General features: G+C 55.7%; 18 protein-coding genes. 14 read left to right on the plus strand and 4 right to left on the minus strand.

What is annotated here, in order from left to right; translation table 11 throughout:
• Positions 1-6: 6 nt before the first annotated feature.
• Positions 7-771, minus strand: coding sequence for an ABC transporter permease (locus PVA01S_RS10370; RefSeq protein ID WP_236595859.1), 765 nt, complete (start codon positions 769-771; stop codon positions 7-9).
• Positions 704-1,543: an ABC transporter ATP-binding protein gene (locus tag PVA01S_RS10375; protein WP_127607370.1), complete on the minus strand. Its 840-nt coding sequence runs from the start codon at positions 1,541-1,543 to the stop codon at positions 704-706. Before PVA01S_RS10375 ends, PVA01S_RS10370 begins: the two co-directional genes overlap by 68 nt.
• Before the next feature lie 157 nt (positions 1,544-1,700).
• Between PVA01S_RS10375 and PVA01S_RS10380 the strand changes: the two genes are divergently transcribed.
• The 7 genes from PVA01S_RS10380 (at position 1,701) to gndA (ending at position 9,954) form a co-directional block, all read left to right on the plus strand.
• Positions 1,701-2,606, plus strand: a complete 906-nt coding sequence (locus tag PVA01S_RS10380) for a stalk domain-containing protein (protein WP_127607372.1) — start codon at positions 1,701-1,703, stop codon at positions 2,604-2,606.
• Positions 2,607-3,026: 420 nt separating this feature from the next.
• On the plus strand, positions 3,027-3,623 hold the full coding sequence (locus PVA01S_RS10385) for a hypothetical protein (RefSeq protein ID WP_054798746.1): 597 nt from the start codon (positions 3,027-3,029) through the stop codon (positions 3,621-3,623).
• Positions 3,624-3,783: 160 nt separating this feature from the next.
• Positions 3,784-4,794 carry a LacI family DNA-binding transcriptional regulator gene (locus tag PVA01S_RS10390; RefSeq protein WP_054795600.1) on the plus strand — a complete coding sequence of 337 codons (1,011 nt, stop codon included), beginning with the start codon at positions 3,784-3,786 and terminating at the stop codon, positions 4,792-4,794.
• Positions 4,795-4,837: 43 nt separating this feature from the next.
• Complete coding sequence (locus tag PVA01S_RS10395) at positions 4,838-6,106, plus strand: nickel pincer cofactor-dependent isomerase, group 22 (RefSeq protein WP_127607374.1); 1,269 nt, start codon at positions 4,838-4,840, stop codon at positions 6,104-6,106.
• A gap of 13 nt (positions 6,107-6,119) precedes the next feature.
• Complete coding sequence (locus PVA01S_RS10400) at positions 6,120-7,664, plus strand: gluconokinase (protein ID WP_127607376.1); 1,545 nt, start codon at positions 6,120-6,122, stop codon at positions 7,662-7,664.
• Between the two features lie 12 nt (positions 7,665-7,676).
• Positions 7,677-8,447 carry an SDR family oxidoreductase gene (locus PVA01S_RS10405; protein ID WP_127607378.1) on the plus strand — a complete coding sequence of 257 codons (771 nt, stop codon included), beginning with the start codon at positions 7,677-7,679 and terminating at the stop codon, positions 8,445-8,447.
• A 94-nt stretch (positions 8,448-8,541) separates the two neighbouring features.
• Complete coding sequence (gene gndA, locus PVA01S_RS10410; RefSeq protein WP_054795601.1) at positions 8,542-9,954, plus strand: NADP-dependent phosphogluconate dehydrogenase; 1,413 nt, start codon at positions 8,542-8,544, stop codon at positions 9,952-9,954.
• Between the two features lie 16 nt (positions 9,955-9,970).
• Here gndA and PVA01S_RS10415 read toward each other — a convergent pair whose 3' ends face one another.
• Positions 9,971-10,303 (minus strand): hypothetical protein, encoded by a 333-nt coding sequence (locus PVA01S_RS10415; RefSeq protein ID WP_127607379.1) that lies wholly within the window; start codon positions 10,301-10,303, stop codon positions 9,971-9,973.
• Positions 10,304-10,441: 138 nt separating this feature from the next.
• Here PVA01S_RS10415 and PVA01S_RS27495 point away from each other — a divergent pair, with 138 nt between their 5' ends.
• Positions 10,442-10,570 carry a hypothetical protein gene (locus PVA01S_RS27495; RefSeq protein WP_280531814.1) on the plus strand — a complete coding sequence of 43 codons (129 nt, stop codon included), beginning with the start codon at positions 10,442-10,444 and terminating at the stop codon, positions 10,568-10,570.
• 47 nt (positions 10,571-10,617) lie between these two features.
• Here the strand turns inward: PVA01S_RS27495 and PVA01S_RS10420 are convergent, their stop codons facing one another.
• Entirely contained in the window at positions 10,618-10,911 is a 294-nt protein-coding gene (locus PVA01S_RS10420; protein ID WP_127607381.1) for a rhodanese-like domain-containing protein, read from the minus strand.
• A gap of 70 nt (positions 10,912-10,981) precedes the next feature.
• Between PVA01S_RS10420 and crcB the strand changes: the two genes are divergently transcribed.
• The 6 genes from crcB (at position 10,982) to thiE (ending at position 15,232) form a co-directional block, all read left to right on the plus strand.
• Positions 10,982-11,395, plus strand: coding sequence for a fluoride efflux transporter CrcB (gene crcB / locus PVA01S_RS10425; RefSeq protein ID WP_244932932.1), 414 nt, complete (start codon positions 10,982-10,984; stop codon positions 11,393-11,395).
• Entirely contained in the window at positions 11,392-11,763 is a 372-nt protein-coding gene (locus tag PVA01S_RS10430; protein ID WP_127607383.1) for a fluoride efflux transporter FluC, read from the plus strand. Before crcB ends, PVA01S_RS10430 begins: the two co-directional genes overlap by 4 nt.
• A gap of 38 nt (positions 11,764-11,801) precedes the next feature.
• Positions 11,802-13,097, plus strand: coding sequence for a 3-phosphoshikimate 1-carboxyvinyltransferase (gene aroA, locus PVA01S_RS10435; RefSeq protein WP_127607385.1), 1,296 nt, complete (start codon positions 11,802-11,804; stop codon positions 13,095-13,097).
• Between the two features lie 95 nt (positions 13,098-13,192).
• Positions 13,193-14,044, plus strand: coding sequence for a C39 family peptidase (locus PVA01S_RS10440; protein ID WP_127607387.1), 852 nt, complete (start codon positions 13,193-13,195; stop codon positions 14,042-14,044).
• A 71-nt stretch (positions 14,045-14,115) separates the two neighbouring features.
• The gene (locus PVA01S_RS10445) at positions 14,116-14,544 is read left to right on the plus strand and encodes a CoA-binding protein (protein WP_054797013.1); all 429 of its coding nucleotides are present in this window, start codon (positions 14,116-14,118) and stop codon (positions 14,542-14,544) included.
• A gap of 1 nt (position 14,545) precedes the next feature.
• The gene (gene thiE, locus PVA01S_RS10450) at positions 14,546-15,232 is read left to right on the plus strand and encodes a thiamine phosphate synthase (protein WP_127607389.1); all 687 of its coding nucleotides are present in this window, start codon (positions 14,546-14,548) and stop codon (positions 15,230-15,232) included.
• Positions 15,233-15,287 lie beyond the last annotated feature (55 nt).

The following is a 15,287-nucleotide window of genomic DNA, read 5'->3' on the forward strand; positions in this document are numbered from 1 at the left end:
GGATCCTTATTTTTTGCTGCTAATCAGACCGTAACGCACCAACAATTTATCTTCCAGGCGCTTGAAGCAGAAATGGTCGGACACCGTACCGAGCACCGCGATGATAATGACGATACAGAGCATTAGCGCCGTATCCGCCAGATTGCGGCCGTCCTGCAGCAATTGCCCGAGGCCCACTCCTTTGGCGATCAGTTCGCCGGCAACAAGCGCCCGCCAAGCAAACGCCCAAGCGACGCGCACACCGGTCATCATATGCGGAAAAGCGGCGGGCACCATGACCTGATAAAACATCCGCAGCCCATCCCCGGTACCCATCGTTTGCGCTGCCTTAATGTAAATAGACGGGATGTTCTTAATCCCGGTCCGGCTTGCCATCGCCATCGTCCAGGTCGCGCCGAGCGTGGTGATGAAAATAACGGCAAAATCACCCATCCCAAACCAGATGATGGCAAACGGAAGCCAAGCAATACTTGGAATGGTCTGCAGGGCGACAACCAGAAAGCCGATGGTATCGTCAATGAGACGATAGCGGGCGAACAGAAAGCCAAGCGCCGTTCCGACGACGATGGCCAGAACGAAGGCCAGCAGAAGTCTCTTCAAGCTCTGGTAAGTGGCTTCCAGCAGCTGTCCGTGAACGAATCCGTCATAGAAAGCAAGGAACGTCTGGGTGACGGAAGGGAACTTCCAGCCCCAGTCGAAAATTCTAAATCCCGCTTCCCACGCTATCAGCAGCAGAATCAGAAAGATGCTTCTTCTTAAGGCTGTATTCATCGCCCATCTCCTCCTTTACCACTTTTTCCAGTTCATCGGCCAGCGCTTCCATGATGCTGGCTTCCACGTGGCGTAAGACGGAATCGGAGTAATCCCGAGGGCGGGCCGCTTTCACGGCGAACTCCTTCTTAATCGTACCTGGACGGGTCGACATGACGAGCACGCGGTCGGACAGGATAACGGCTTCCCTGATATTATGTGTAATAAACAAAATCGTCTTACGCGTCTTCATCCAAATTTCTTCAAGATCTTTATGCAGGATGAGTCGGGTTTGCTCGTCCAAAGCCGCGAACGGCTCGTCCATCAGCAAAATGTCTGAATCCATGGCGAGGGCCCGCGCGATCGCCGCCCGCTGCTTCATCCCTCCGGAGAGCTCGTGAGGATACCGGTCTGTAAATTTGCTCAGATGAACCGCCTTGATATGCTCCTTCGCCAACGCTTCCCGTTCCACTTTACGGATGCCTTTCTGCTTCAAGCCGAAGGCGACGTTCTCCAGCACGGTCAGCCAAGGGAAAAGGGCGTGCTCCTGAAACACAACGACCCGGTCGGGTCCCGGACCGTCAGACGGTTTGCCGTTCACGACAATCGACCCTTTCTCCGCTTGATCCAGCCCCGCTACCAGGTTAAGCAGCGTCGATTTGCCGCAGCCGGAAGGCCCGAGCAGGGAGACGAACTCGCCCTTCTGTATTGTTAAAGACACGTCGTCAATCGCGGTGTAAGGAGCGGCACCGCGCTGCTGAAACGTCTTGCTGACGTTGCGAATTTCGATCAACACAATCACTCCTTTCAGATTCTAGTTGTAAAGGACAGATATCAAACCTATTTTATAGGAATTAGTCATCTTGTCAACTCGTTTTTTTGGCAGGAAATCGTCCGGTTTTGTCGAATCAATGGGGACGGCTATTTCATATAAGAAAGGTTTGAATATCATGAAACGTTACCAACGCGTTATGGTGGCTGCGGGCTTGCTCAGCGGCGCCTTTACGGCAGGTGTGTATGCCGAGGACGTCCTGCAGCGGGTGGACGCGTACTTGCGGCCCGACTTTCAAATCGTACTGAACGGTACCGCCGTTCAATTGGAAAGTCCGGCGCTCGTGTACAACGACACCAGCTATTTGCCTTTGAAGGAGCTTGCACAGCGGCTCGGAGCCAATATTTATTGGAAGGGCGATACGAAGACGATTTACATCAACAGCCGGATCAATCCCGAGCAGCGCCCGGACGAGCAGGACACGACGTATGAAGCGCTGGAGCTCTCCAACCCTTATTCGGCGATGATGAACTATTTGGGCTCGGATTACCCCGTCCTGCTTACGTATAACGCCAAAACGAGCAACTACGGCTTGTATTACCGGGAGAAGGATGCCAAACGGATGGGGATCGATACGAGCGGTTTGGCCAAAGCGAAGGATCGGTTGACGAATGAAACGTTCGTTCACGAGAAGGAATTGCAGAAGCGATGGCGCCAAGCGCCGAAGCAGGTATATGCGTCCGGCTACGAAGCGTATGTGATCGCCGATGAGCTGCATCCGAAGAAGCTCGGGCTGCTTCGCAGCCACATCAAAGGGATGACCCTGATCAAGTACAGCGATGTGGAGTATTATACAAAGCCGATTATGGTCGAGAAAGACATCGACAAGACGGATACTTACAAGTTCCTGTACCTGGAAACCGTTCGAATGAAAAATGTGCCGGTCCCACAAACCCGCTACAAACTGGCCGAGTTGAGATTGACGCAAGATATCCTGAATCCGGACAGTTACACGGTCAACATTGCCAATACATACGACTTGCTGCTCGAAGCCGACAAACGCGAGCATCCGGAGGAGCCTTAATCCGTTCGGCCGCCATGAACAACATCGCAATCGACGACTGTTCTCGCAGCTCTTGTGCATCATGATTCCGGCGCCGAAGGACAAGATCAAGAAGGCTTGTATAAGCCCGCGGGGAATGGCTCCGCGGGCTTGGCGCGTTCGCTCGAAACGCCCCCCGCGATGGATTGGCAGCGCTGTCATGCAGGCAGGCCGCCGAAAAAATAGGTGGTTTTTTCGAAAAAAAAAGTCAATAATCCAAGTTGCTAAAACATATGATTCATAATAAGATAGAACTAAGAAACAGAATAGTCAGAAAATTCACTCAAAGCGATGCGGCTGTTCTTCATTTCTGATTGTTCCATTCATCGAAGCCGACGCAGCAAGGTTCGCGCAAATCGATGAACTTTATTGACACCGTTCAAACCCAGAGGAGGGATTGCCGTGAGTAAAAGTCATGAAGTAGAATATTGCAACCTTGAGTTACGATTTGACCGTCGGCTAATCCGTAACTTCATCAAAACGCTCATTCAAGAGGGTTACTCGCTCTATTGGAATGAAAGCGATCAGCAGTTCATCGTTTCCATTCGTACCGGCCGCAAGCTGGTAAAGCTGAAATTTCAACGCATCGGAGAGCGCTATAAAATCGTCGGCAACTATTCGTTCAAAGACGAAAAACTGGCGGAACTTATGGAGAAAATGATCGGCGATACCCGAGGCCATGCGGTTGTCAAACGGTTCAAAGACCGGCAAATCTTAATTGAGAACATTATGTTCGGAGAAATCATCCGAATGGTGGAAATTTCAGGGGTGGAGCACAAAGTACTTTTTCAAAAAGAGCCGGTGGTGACCGTGGAAGAAATGATGCAAGCATTCCGCTCCAGGCGGCCCGACGAGCGGATCCCGGTATTGCGGCTGGAGCTTGATTACGAATTGGCGATGCTGCATGAGGCGCTTCAAGAAGGGGATACGCGAAAAATTTTAACTTGCAAAGAGAAGCTGAAGGAGCTGCGGCATGAAATGTTATTGCTTGAAATGTAAGACTGAATTGCAATAGGCTTCCCGTTAGACGGATCGAATCTGTCGCGCGGGAAGCCTTTTTAAGTTAGAACCGATGTTCTGCTGCCTCGCTGCATCCCGGATAAGAAATCCGATTGTTAACGTGTGCATGGCTATGATATGATAAAGAGGAGGTGGTTTCATGAGCAACGTGACGATCAAGGACATCGCTAGAATGGCCGGTGTTTCGCATACGACGGTATCCCGGGCGCTCAACGACAGCCCGCTGATCAATCCGGAAACGAAGGAGAAGATCAAATCGATCGCAGGAAGCTTGAATTATACCCCGAACTACAGCGCGAAGAGCCTGGTACTGGACCGATCTTATAACCTGGGGCTGTTCTTTACGACCTTGCGTCAAGGGACCTCGCCCGGCTTTCTATACGAAGCGATTAAAGGGGTTAACGAGATCATCAAGGACAGGTATAATTTGATCGTGCGCGGCATCGACGACTATAAGAGCTACCACCACGTCAATCGCAAAAGCTTTGACGGCATTATGCTGATGAGTCAAAGCGCAGCGGATCAGCCGTTCATCGAATACGCCTCCGATCACGGCATCCCGTTCATCGTACTGAACCGGGAGGTCGAAATGAGCGGTGTCGTGAATTTGATTCCCGACGATCAGAGCGGCGCTTACCGGATGACGGAGTATATGCTGCGCTGCGGCCATCGGAGAATCGCCATCGTGGAAGGGAAAGCGGGCTTCAAATCGGCCCAGGCCCGTAAGGAGGGCTATCGCGAGGCGCTGCTCGCTTACGGGATCCCGCTGCAGGACGAGCTTTGCATTCGCGGGGATTACGGCTTGGAGAGCGGCTACAAAGCGATGGTGCGGCTGCTTGCGCTGCCTGAACGTCCGACGGCCGTCTTTTGCAGCAGCGACGATATGGCGCTCGGAGCGGTGAAAGCGGCGGTAGAGCGGGGGCTGCGCGTGCCGGATGACGTTTCGGTGGCGGGCTTCGACGATACGGGCTATTCGGCCTTCACAACCCCTGCGCTGACGACGGTGCGACGGCCGATCGAGGAGATGAGCCGCGCGGGCGCCGAAAGACTTATGGCCCTGCTTGAGACCAAAGAAAGCGCGGAGCGCAAAACATTGTTTCATACGGAGCTCATCGTTCGCGATTCCGTTAAACGGCTGAACACGGAATGAGCCTGACACTCAAACAAAGTCATCTATGGAGGAGAATAAGTAAATGAGCATACTGAAAACACTGCTGCAAGATATCCCCCTGCCGAAAATGGTTCGCATCCGGCAAAAATTCGACGCCACCCGGTTGGAAGATCCGGTCGCGGTCCTTCGCACGGAGCTGAACAAACCCGGCGCGATGGACCGGATCCGGCCGGGACAACGGGTGGCGGTCGCCGTCGGCAGCCGGGGAGTGGCACATATTGCCGACTTCACACGCGCAACGGTCGAAGCGATTCAAGCGGCAGGGGCGCATCCGTTCATCGTGCCATGCATGGGCAGTCATGGCGGCGCAACGGCGGAAGGGCAAGTGGATGTCCTGCACCATCTCGGCGTGACGGAAGAAGCGATGGGCGCGCCGATCCTCTCTTCGATGGAAGTGATCGAGATCGACCGGCTGCCGAACGGCCTTCCGGTCTATGTCGACAAGTATGCATCGGAAGCGGACGCGATCGTCGTCATCAATCGGGTGAAACCGCACACGGCTTTCCGCGGCCGGATCGAAAGCGGCATTATGAAAATGATCTCGATCGGGCTCGGGAAGCAAAAAGGCGCTGAAGCCTGCCACCAGCTCGGGTTTAAATATATGGCCGAGAACGTGCCGGCGATGGCGCGGATTATGATCGACAAGCTGCCGATCGTATTCGGCATTGCGCTGGTTGAGAACGCCTATGACGAGACGTGCATCGTCGAGGTGCTGCCGGCGGAGCAAATCGAGGAGCGGGAAGTTGTGCTGCTCGAAGCGGCCAAGGCGCGGCTGCCGAAAATATTGTTCGATCAGATTGACGTTCTTGTGATCGACTATATTGGGAAGAACATCAGCGGCGACGGCATGGATCCGAATGTCACCGGCCGTTATCCGACCCCTTATGCGCACGGCGGACCTGACGTTTCGAAGATGGTCGTGCTCGATCTGACGCCGGAGACGAAAGGTAACGCGAACGGCGTCGGAACGGCGGACTTCACGACGCAGCGTCTGGTCGACAAAGCCGATTTGGTCGCCACCTATGCCAACGGCTTGACGTCGACCGTCTGCGCCCCAACGAAAATTGCGACTACGCTCGAGAACGACGAGTATGCGATTAAAGCGGCGGTCAAAACTTGCAACATCCTCGATTACACGAAGTGCCGTTTGGTGCGCATTCAAGATACGCTGCACGTGGGGGAAATCGAAATATCGGTCAACTTGCTGGAGGAAGCGAAGCTGCATCCGGATATCGAAATATTGACCGAACCGTATGAGCTGAAGTTTAATGCGGACGGGAACTTGAGATAAAGGAGCGTTGCACGTGCTAAAGCCATATATCATCGCAGCCGATATCGGCACGACTAGTGCGAAGACGCTGCTGTTCGACCGGGAAGGACGCATTCTGGCTTCCCATGCGGTCGAATATCCGCTGCATACCCCGAAGCCGGACATGGCGGAGCAGGATCCGGAGCAAATTTATCAAGCGGTGTTGACCGGGATTCAGGCGGTCGTCCGTCAGGCTTCCGTGCTGCCGGGACAAGTGATGTGCGTGTCCTTCAGCTCTGCCATGCACAGCTTGATTGCCGTCGACGAAGCCTTGAGGCCGCTGACGCCTTGTATAACATGGGCGGATAACCGAAGCGCCGGATACGTGAAACCGGTGAAGGAGCAGTTGAACGGTCACGAGATATATATGCGGACGGGAACGCCGATTCATCCGATGAGCCCGCTGCTCAAGCTGTTGTGGTTTCGCGATCACCGCCCGGAGCTGTTTGCCGCGGCTTATAAATTTATCGGCATTAAAGAATATGTATTTGCCCGGTTGTTTGGGGAATGCGTCATCGATCATTCGCTTGCAAGCGCCACGGGGCTGTTCAATTTGCGCAGCCTCGATTGGGACTCGGAGGCGACGGCCCTCTGTGGCGTACGCCGTGAGCAGCTGTCCAGGCCGGTGCCGACGACGCATGTCATGCAAGGCTTGCGGGCTGAAGATGCCGCACGGCTCGGTCTTGCTGCGGATACCCCGTTCGTCGTCGGCGCATCGGACGGCGTGCTGGCGAATTTAGGCGCGGGCGCGTTCGAGCCGGGCATCTATTCGGTCACGATCGGTACGAGCGGCGCTGTGCGCGGCGTCGTCCGTGAGCCGGTGACCGACCCGAAGGGAAGGCTATTTTGTTATGCGCTGAAGGAAGACTTCTGGGTTGTCGGAGGCGCGATCAACAACGGAGGCATCATGTTCCGCTGGGTGCGCGATCAATTGGCGACGGCGGAAGCCGAAGAAGGCCGCCGGCGGGGGATGGACCCTTACGAATATTTGACGGCATTGGCGGCGGAAGTGCCGCACGGCTCGGACGGACTGCTCTTCCTGCCTTTGCTGGCGGGGGAACGGGCTCCCTACTGGAACGCCAACGCCCGGGGCGTATTTTTCGGACTTTCGTTGTACCATCAGAAGAAGCATATGATCCGCTCCGTGCTCGAGGGCGTCATGTACCGCATCCATACGGTTGTCGACGCGCTGGAGGAGCTGAGCGGACCCACACGCGAAATTCGCGCTTCCGGTGGCTTCGCGCGTTCGCCGTTCTGGCTGCAAATGATGTCCGACGTGCTCGGCAGTCCGGTAGCGGTACCGAATACGATCGAGGGCTCCGGCGCGGGCGCAGCGCTGCTCGGCATGTTGGCCGTCGGGGAAATTCGTGATTTCTCCAGCGTTCATAACTGGGTGCAGGTTCGCCATACGCTGCAGACGGATCTCAAAGCGTTCGAAGTGTACCGGCAGTTGACAACCATTTATAGTCGTGTGTACCATCAGTTGAAAGATGAGTTCGATGCGATTGCCGCCTTTCAACAGCAGCACACGTTATCTTAGGAGGGCATAAGCATGGCGAATTTGTTTGATTTAACGGGAAAAACGGCCGTCATCATCGGAGGAAACAGCACGCTGGGAGGCGCGATGGCCGTCGGTCTCGGCGGACACGGTGCGGATGTGGCGATCGTGGGACGAAACCAGGAGAAAGCGCATGAGGTGGCCCGGGCGGTAGAAGCGGCCGGCGGCCGGGCGCAATGCTTCTCGGCCGACGCGACGAATGAGGGCGATTTGCAGCGGGTGCTGGACGAGGTCCTCGCCTGGACCGGGCGCTGCGACGTGCTGATGAACTGTCCCGGCAAAAACAGCACAACGCCGTTCTTCGACCTGAAGATGGACGAATGGGACGCCATCATGGACGTCAATTTAAAAAGTGTTGTGTTGGCCTGCCAGGTTTTTGGGAAATATATGGTCGAGCGGGGCGAGGGCGGCAGCATCATCAATATTTCGTCGGTCTCGTCCGAGCCGCCGTTGTCTCGCGTGTTTACGTATTCGGCGTCGAAGGCGGCGGTGAACAACGTAACGAAGTTTTTGGCCAAAGAGTTCGCTCCCTCGCGGGTGCGCGTCAATGCGATCATTCCCGGCTTTTTCCCGGCGGAGCAAAACCGGAAAATTTTATCTCCCGACCGGGTCGATGCGATCCTGCGGCATACGCCGATGAACCGGTTCGGCGAGGCGGAGGAGCTGCAGGGCGCGGCCGTATACCTCGCGTCGGAGAAAGCGTCGGGCTTTGTAACGGGCTCATTGCTGCGGGTTGACGGCGGTTTCGGAGCGATGACGATTTAAAGGGCTTGAAAATGGGGCGCGAACAATGCTATTTTTAATTGAGATTTATTTTCACAGTATATAAATTGGGATTAGGGAAGGAAGAGAACCAAACATGTCCAAACAGCAAATCGGCGTGATCGGACTTGCGGTCATGGGGAAAAACCTGGCGCTCAACATCGAGAGCCGCGGGTTTACCGTTTCCGTGTACAACCGCTCCCGGGAGAAGACGGATGCATTGCTTGCGGAAGCGCAAGGCAAACGGCTTACGGGTACATACACAATCGAAGAATTCGTGGCTTCCCTCGAGTCGCCGCGCAAAATTCTCATCATGGTCCAAGCGGGCTCCGCAACGGATGATACGATCAACCAACTGATTCCGCACCTCGATAAGGGCGATATTATTATCGACGGCGGCAACGCATACTTCCCGGATACGCAGCGCCGCAACCAAGAGCTTGAAGCGCACGGCATCCGCTTCATCGGTACCGGCGTGTCCGGCGGCGAAGAGGGCGCGTTGAAAGGACCTGCGATCATGCCTGGCGGACAGAAGGACGCTTATGAGCTGGTGGCTCCGATCCTGACGTCCATTTCCGCGAAAGTAGGCGGCGATCCTTGCTGCACCTACATCGGACCGGACGGCGCGGGCCACTACGTCAAAATGGTGCATAACGGCATCGAGTATGGCGACATGCAGCTCATCTGCGAAGCGTACCAGCTCTTGAAAGATGTGCTCGGCGTCAGCACGGAAGAGCTGCACGAAATATTCGCGGATTGGAACCGCGGCGAATTGGACAGCTACCTGATCGAAATCACGACCGACATTTTCACGAAATACGACGAAGAAACCGGCAAGCCGATGGTCGACGTTATTTTGGATTCCGCCGGACAGAAGGGCACAGGGAAATGGACGAGCCAAAGCTCGCTCGACCTCGGAGTACCGCTGTCGATCATTACGGAATCCGTCTTCTCCCGTTTCCTCTCGGCGATGAAGGAAGAGCGCGTGGCGGCGAGCAAAGTGCTGGCCGGACCGGCAACGAAGCCGTTCGACGGCGATCGTGCGGCATTCATCGAGGCAGTTCGCAAGGCGTTGTACGCCAGCAAAATTTGCTCGTACGCGCAAGGCTTCGCTCAGATGAGAGCAGCCAGCGAGGAGTACAACTGGGGATTGGATTACGGCAGTATCGCGATGATCTTCCGCGGCGGCTGCATCATCCGCGCCCGTTTCCTGCAGAACATTAAAGACGCATACGACCGTAATCCGGAATTGAAAAACTTGCTGCTGGACGAGTATTTCAAAGGCATCGTCGAAAATTATCAAGAAGCTTGGAGATCCGTGGTAGGTACAGCGGTATCGCGCGGCATTCCGGCTCCGGCGTTTGCTTCGGCGCTCGCCTACTACGACAGCTACCGGACGGAGCGTTTGCCGGCGAACCTGCTGCAAGCGCAGCGCGATTATTTTGGCGCGCATACGTTCAAGCGGCTGGACAAAGAAGGCACGTTCCATTATCAATGGATCGAAAATTAAGCGGCAGTCCGTTACGTTAGGACTTCCGGTTCGAGCGTGGCGAATATAGTCCGTGCGAAGCTTCCTGCACCCAGCGCTTCAGCCGGTCGGCCTCCTGGTCGAAGCCGTTGCGGCGCTGAATGAGCATAAGTGCGATCTCGGCGAAATAACGGAAGTTTTGAAGCAGTCGTGGCTGGGAAAGATCCATCAGGTTTGGATCTTCCTCGGCCACCTTTTTTTTAATGTATTCCAGCATCCAGACGATTTCTTCTTTGCAAAGAGGGCGCGCAGGGTCCATGATCTGCTCCAGCTTCATCTCGGTCGGATCGGTGCCAGCCGTTTGGTTCCTGAACAAGGCGCTAGGCGTCATTGCAGCATTCTCCTTTCTAAAAATTGGTATTATTCAGTTTGATTGTTTTATCTGGTAATTATTCACAATCATCTTATGTTTTTGACAACCTTTCTATTCACGTTACTTAAGCTGTGATATGATAGGATCAGTTTAAACTTGGACTGGTCTTTGCTGCAGGGAGATATGGAGGAACGCGTGCGCACGATTAAGGAAACCGATGGGCACGCGTATGATTTGGCCGATTTAAGATCGAAACGGACGGACATACCGTCGAGGAAATCGTGAGTCTCGTCGTTAGCGGCGGCTGGTTTGCTTTGAAGAACTGGCTTGCACTAGGAGGGGTCCCATTCAAGCATGCCGCCTGTCATGTTTTTCAGGTTGGAGAAGCCTTGCGCCTGTAAATATTCAAGGGCTTTTCCGCTGCGGTTGCCGCTGCGGCATACGAGAATCGTCTCGCCGTTCTGCGGAATTTCGGACAGGCGCTCGGGAATTTGCATTAAAGGAATGTGCTTAGCGCCGGGAATCATCCCGAGGGCCACTTCCTCCGCTTCGCGGACATCGATGATGACCAGCTTTTCTCCATTCTTGAGCCGTTCTTTCACTTCGGCCGGGGTAATCGTTTGCACGAGGTAACGCCTCCTTCTGATCTGGCTGCAGGCAGCCGACTGTCCTCATCATACCTAGGAACGGGAAATCGTGTCAATCAAAGGAGGTTTGGCCGCTTTGACCTGGCTTTACGTCGGACTGGCAGGCGTCCTCGGATCGCTGGCGCGCTTCGGCCTGTCCGCGGCTTTCATCAAGTTTCCTGTCCATTTTCTGCCATGGGGAACGCTTTTGTGTAACTGGGTGGGATGTTTCCTGCTAGGCGGCCTGGCGTACTCCAGCCGTCTTTCGCGGCGGCCGAGATTGCAGACGGCTATCACAACGGGCATGATCGGCGCGTTCACGACGTTCTCCACGCTCAGCTGGGAGCTTTTTGCGCTGCTCCGCGACGGGCTGTGGGCGGCGGCCATCCTTTATGCGCTGGCGAGCTTGTGGGGCGGCTTGTGGTTGGTTCGTCTTGGAAGAAACCTGGAATTTGGGCGGGCAAAGAGGGGAACTGCAGAATGATGTCGAATAATAATATGCTGTGGAACCTGTTGTGGGTGAGCGTAGGCGGGTTCGCGGGGGCCATAGCCCGATACGGGCTGAGCGGCGGAATTGCCAAGCGTTTTCCCCGCAGATATTTGCCCTACGGCACATTGACGGTCAACGCGATCGGCAGTTTTTTGCTTGGCTTTCTATGGGGACACGGAGCCTCCGAGACGACGATGCTGCTGCTTGGGACGGGCTTCATGGGTGCGTTCACGACGTTCTCGACGTTCAAGCTTGAGGCCGAAGCGTTCTTTAGCGACGGGCGGCGGAACAATGCCTGGACTTATTTGGGCGTATCCTACACGCTTGGCATATTGCTCGCCGCTGTAGGATATGCGATTTGAATAAGCGATTTGAATAATCAAGGAGAGATACATACACAATGAAAGCCATCGTCAAACCGACGCCTCGATTGGAAGGCACGATTAACGCACTATCTTCAAAAAATTACACGACGCGTTATTTGCTGATCGGTGCGCTTGCGGACGGCACCAGCACGGTGCATTACCCGGCGCACAGCGAAGACAGCGACGCGATGCGCCGCTGCATCCGCGATTTGGGAGCCGTAATCGAAGAAGACGAAGAGAAGATGGTCATCCGCGGTTTCGGCAAATCGCCCAAGCCTGTCAGCGAGCTGAACGTCGGCAATGCGGGCGCCGTGCTCCGGTTTCTCATGTCGGTCGCCGCTTTCCTGCCGGAAGTGACGTTCGTGAACGCATATCCGGATTCCCTGGGCAAGCGGCCGCACGACGATCTGATCGATTCGCTGCAGCAGATGGGCGTCGAGGTCGAGCATCGCGAGGGCAAGCTGCCGATCACCATTCGCGGCGGCAAGCCGCGCGGCGGACAAATCACTGTTTCGGGCAACATCAGCTCGCAATTTCTCAGCTCGCTGCTGTTCGTAACGCCGCTGCTCGAGGAAGACACGGAAATTACGGTGCTGCATGATTTGAAATCCAAAATCATCGTCGGGCAAACCCTCGAGGTTATTGAGCAGGCGGGTATTCGGATCGAAGCCTCCGAAGATCTGATGCATTATAAAATTCCGGGCAAGCAGCAATACAAGCCGCAAAATTATGTGGTCCAAGGCGATTATCCGGGTTCGGCGGCGATCTTGGCGGCCGCGGCGGTAACGCACTCTGACGTAACGGTGCTGCGACTCGCCGAACAGAGCAAGCAGGGCGAACGCGCCGTCATCGACGTGCTTCGCGCGATGGGCGTCGATTTGACGCACGAGAACGATACGGTGCATGTGCGCGGCAATCAGACGCTTAAGGCAGGCGAGTTCGACGGCGACCATTTTACCGATGCGGTGCTGGCGATGGTTGCGGCTGCCGTATTTGCCGACGGGACGTCCCGGTTTTATAATGTCGAGAACCTGCGTTACAAAGAGTGCGACCGCATTACCGATTTCGTGAACGAGCTGCGCAAAGCGGGTGCAGATGTGGAAGAGCGGCAGAGCGAAATCATCGTCCATGGACGTCCACAGGGCGTCGCTGGCGGGGTGGAAATCAATGCGCACTACGACCACCGCGTCATTATGGCGTTGACGGTTGTCGGCTTGCGTTCAGAGCAAGGACTCGTTATTAATGACGCTCATCATGTGGCTAAATCGTATCCGCAGTATTTCGAACATCTGCTGTCGCTTGGCGCGCAGATCGAATTGGTCCAGGCGTAATCGTAGTCTATCGTATCGCATCCGTTTAGGAAAACGGAAAGCTTCCCCAGACAGCTAGACGCTCCAATCAGTATGCGACAAAGGCGGTGAGCATCATGGCCGTATTATGGAAAGGCATTCAAGTCACGTTTGCATTCTTTTTGATTGCCGGTTTGTTGTTTGCCAGCGGCGTGTTCGCCGTCTTGTTATATGCGAAAGCGACAGGGCATGACGCGTGGATCACTCCGGGTCTCCGGGCGCTTGCGGCGGCTCCAGGTCTGGAAGCCGCCGCAGCCGGAACCGCCGCGGACAGTGCGGCAGCGCAGCCGGAGCCGGCTGCTGCAGTGCCGCCGCAGCCGGTCAAGCCGGCAAGCGCAATGCTCGACGCTCCGATGGTTCGCCAGCTGCCGGAGCTGCCTTCAGGCTGCGAGGTGACCAGCTTGACGATGCTGTTGAAATTCCGCGGCCTCGAGAAGTCGAAGCTGGAGCTGGCCGCGGAGATGCCGCGCGACACAACGCCGATTCGTTATAACAAGGACGGCACGATCGCCTACTGGGGCAACCCGAATACGGGGTTTGTCGGCGAGCCGACGGGCGCAGCCAAAGGTTTCGGCATTTACCATACCGCTTTATTCGCGCAGTTGAAGGCTCATGTGCCTAGCGCAATCGATTTGACCCGTCAGCCTTTTGCCAAGTTGGAAGAGCAGTTGCAGCTGGGAATACCTTCCGTGGTTTGGACGACGATCGATTATCAGGTGCCTGAGAAATGGGTCGTTTGGGATACGCCGATCGGTCCGATCCAAACGACGTTTATGGAGCACGCTGTACTCTTGGTCGGTTATGACGAGACGTATGTGTATGTGAACGATCCGCTTTCGGGCCGCAGCAAGCAGCCTATCGAGAAAGCGCAATTTATTGCCGTTTGGGAAGCGATGGGGCGCCAAGCGATCAGCTATACGAATGGCTGAGCGACCCCGGGATCACAATAGCAAGTAGCTATCGCTTTGATCAAGCTTAGTATAAGGAGCGGATGAAAACCATGGCATTTGAAAATCCTTCGCGTGAACGTATTAAAGAACTGCTGAGCGAGGCGCAAAATATTGCCGTCGTCGGACTGTCCGACAAGCCGGATCGGGTTTCCTACACAGTGTCGGAGGCGATGCAGAAGAAAGGGTATCGGATCATTCCGGTCAACCCGATGGTGAACGGCACCATTCTCGGGGAAACGTGCTATGCAACGCTGTCGGACATTCCCGATAAGGTGGACATCGTTAACGTGTTCCGGCGCAGCGACCAAGTCGTCCCGGTGGCGGAAGAGGCTGTAAGCATCGGATCGCGGGTATTGTGGCTGCAGCTTGGCGTTTACAATGAGGAAGCGGCGGAAATAGCGAAAGCTGGCGGTTTGGAAGTCATCATGGACCGCTGCATCAAAGTGGAAGATTCGATCCTGCTGCCCGGAGGAAAATAAAGTGCAGACCAGATCCAAGTCCTTATCCGAGTTGCTGTCGCTTTATCTGGTGACGGATTTGTCACCGGCCGGGGCAGGCAGTGCGCTCGCCACCGTACGAGCCGCGTTGGACGGCGGCGTGACGATCGTTCAGCTGCGCGAGAAGAACGCGCAGCTGCGTCAAACGTTGGAAGAGGGACGCGCGCTCCGGGCTTTGTGCCGGGAGTACGGCGTCCCTTTCCTTGTCAACGACCGCGCAGACCTTGCGCTTCTGCTTGAGGCCGACGGGGTGCACGTCGGCCAGGACGACCTGCCCGGCCTCGCCGCGCGCGAACTGCTCGGTCCAGCCGCCATCGTAGGCGTGTCGGCAGGCACGATGGAAGAGGCGGAGTGGGCCGTTGCGCAGGGCGCCGACTATTTAGGCGTAGGTCCGGTATACGCTACGATGACCAAAGGCGATGCCGGCGAACCGATCGGCACGTCGCTGATCTCGCAGATCCGGGCGCGTTGGCCGCAGCTGCCGCTTGTCGGCATCGGCGGCATCCAGAGCGGCAATGCTTCGGCCGTCGTAAGCGCAGGCGCGGACGGGGTGGCTGTCGTGTCCGCGATAACGAAACAAAGCGATCCGCAGAATGCGGCCCGCGAGTTGCGGAGAAACGTCGATGCCGCACGCAACGCTCGCGGGGGAAACGGCGAGAAAAAACGATAAATCCGAGTAATAAAATAAATCCTCCTTGAAGACAATAAGAAAGGCTTTCGGATGA

Origin of the sequence: Paenibacillus validus NBRC 15382 (assembly GCF_004000985.1) — a bacterium.
In the GTDB taxonomy this organism is placed as follows: domain Bacteria; phylum Bacillota; class Bacilli; order Paenibacillales; family NBRC-103111; genus Paenibacillus_G; species Paenibacillus_G validus.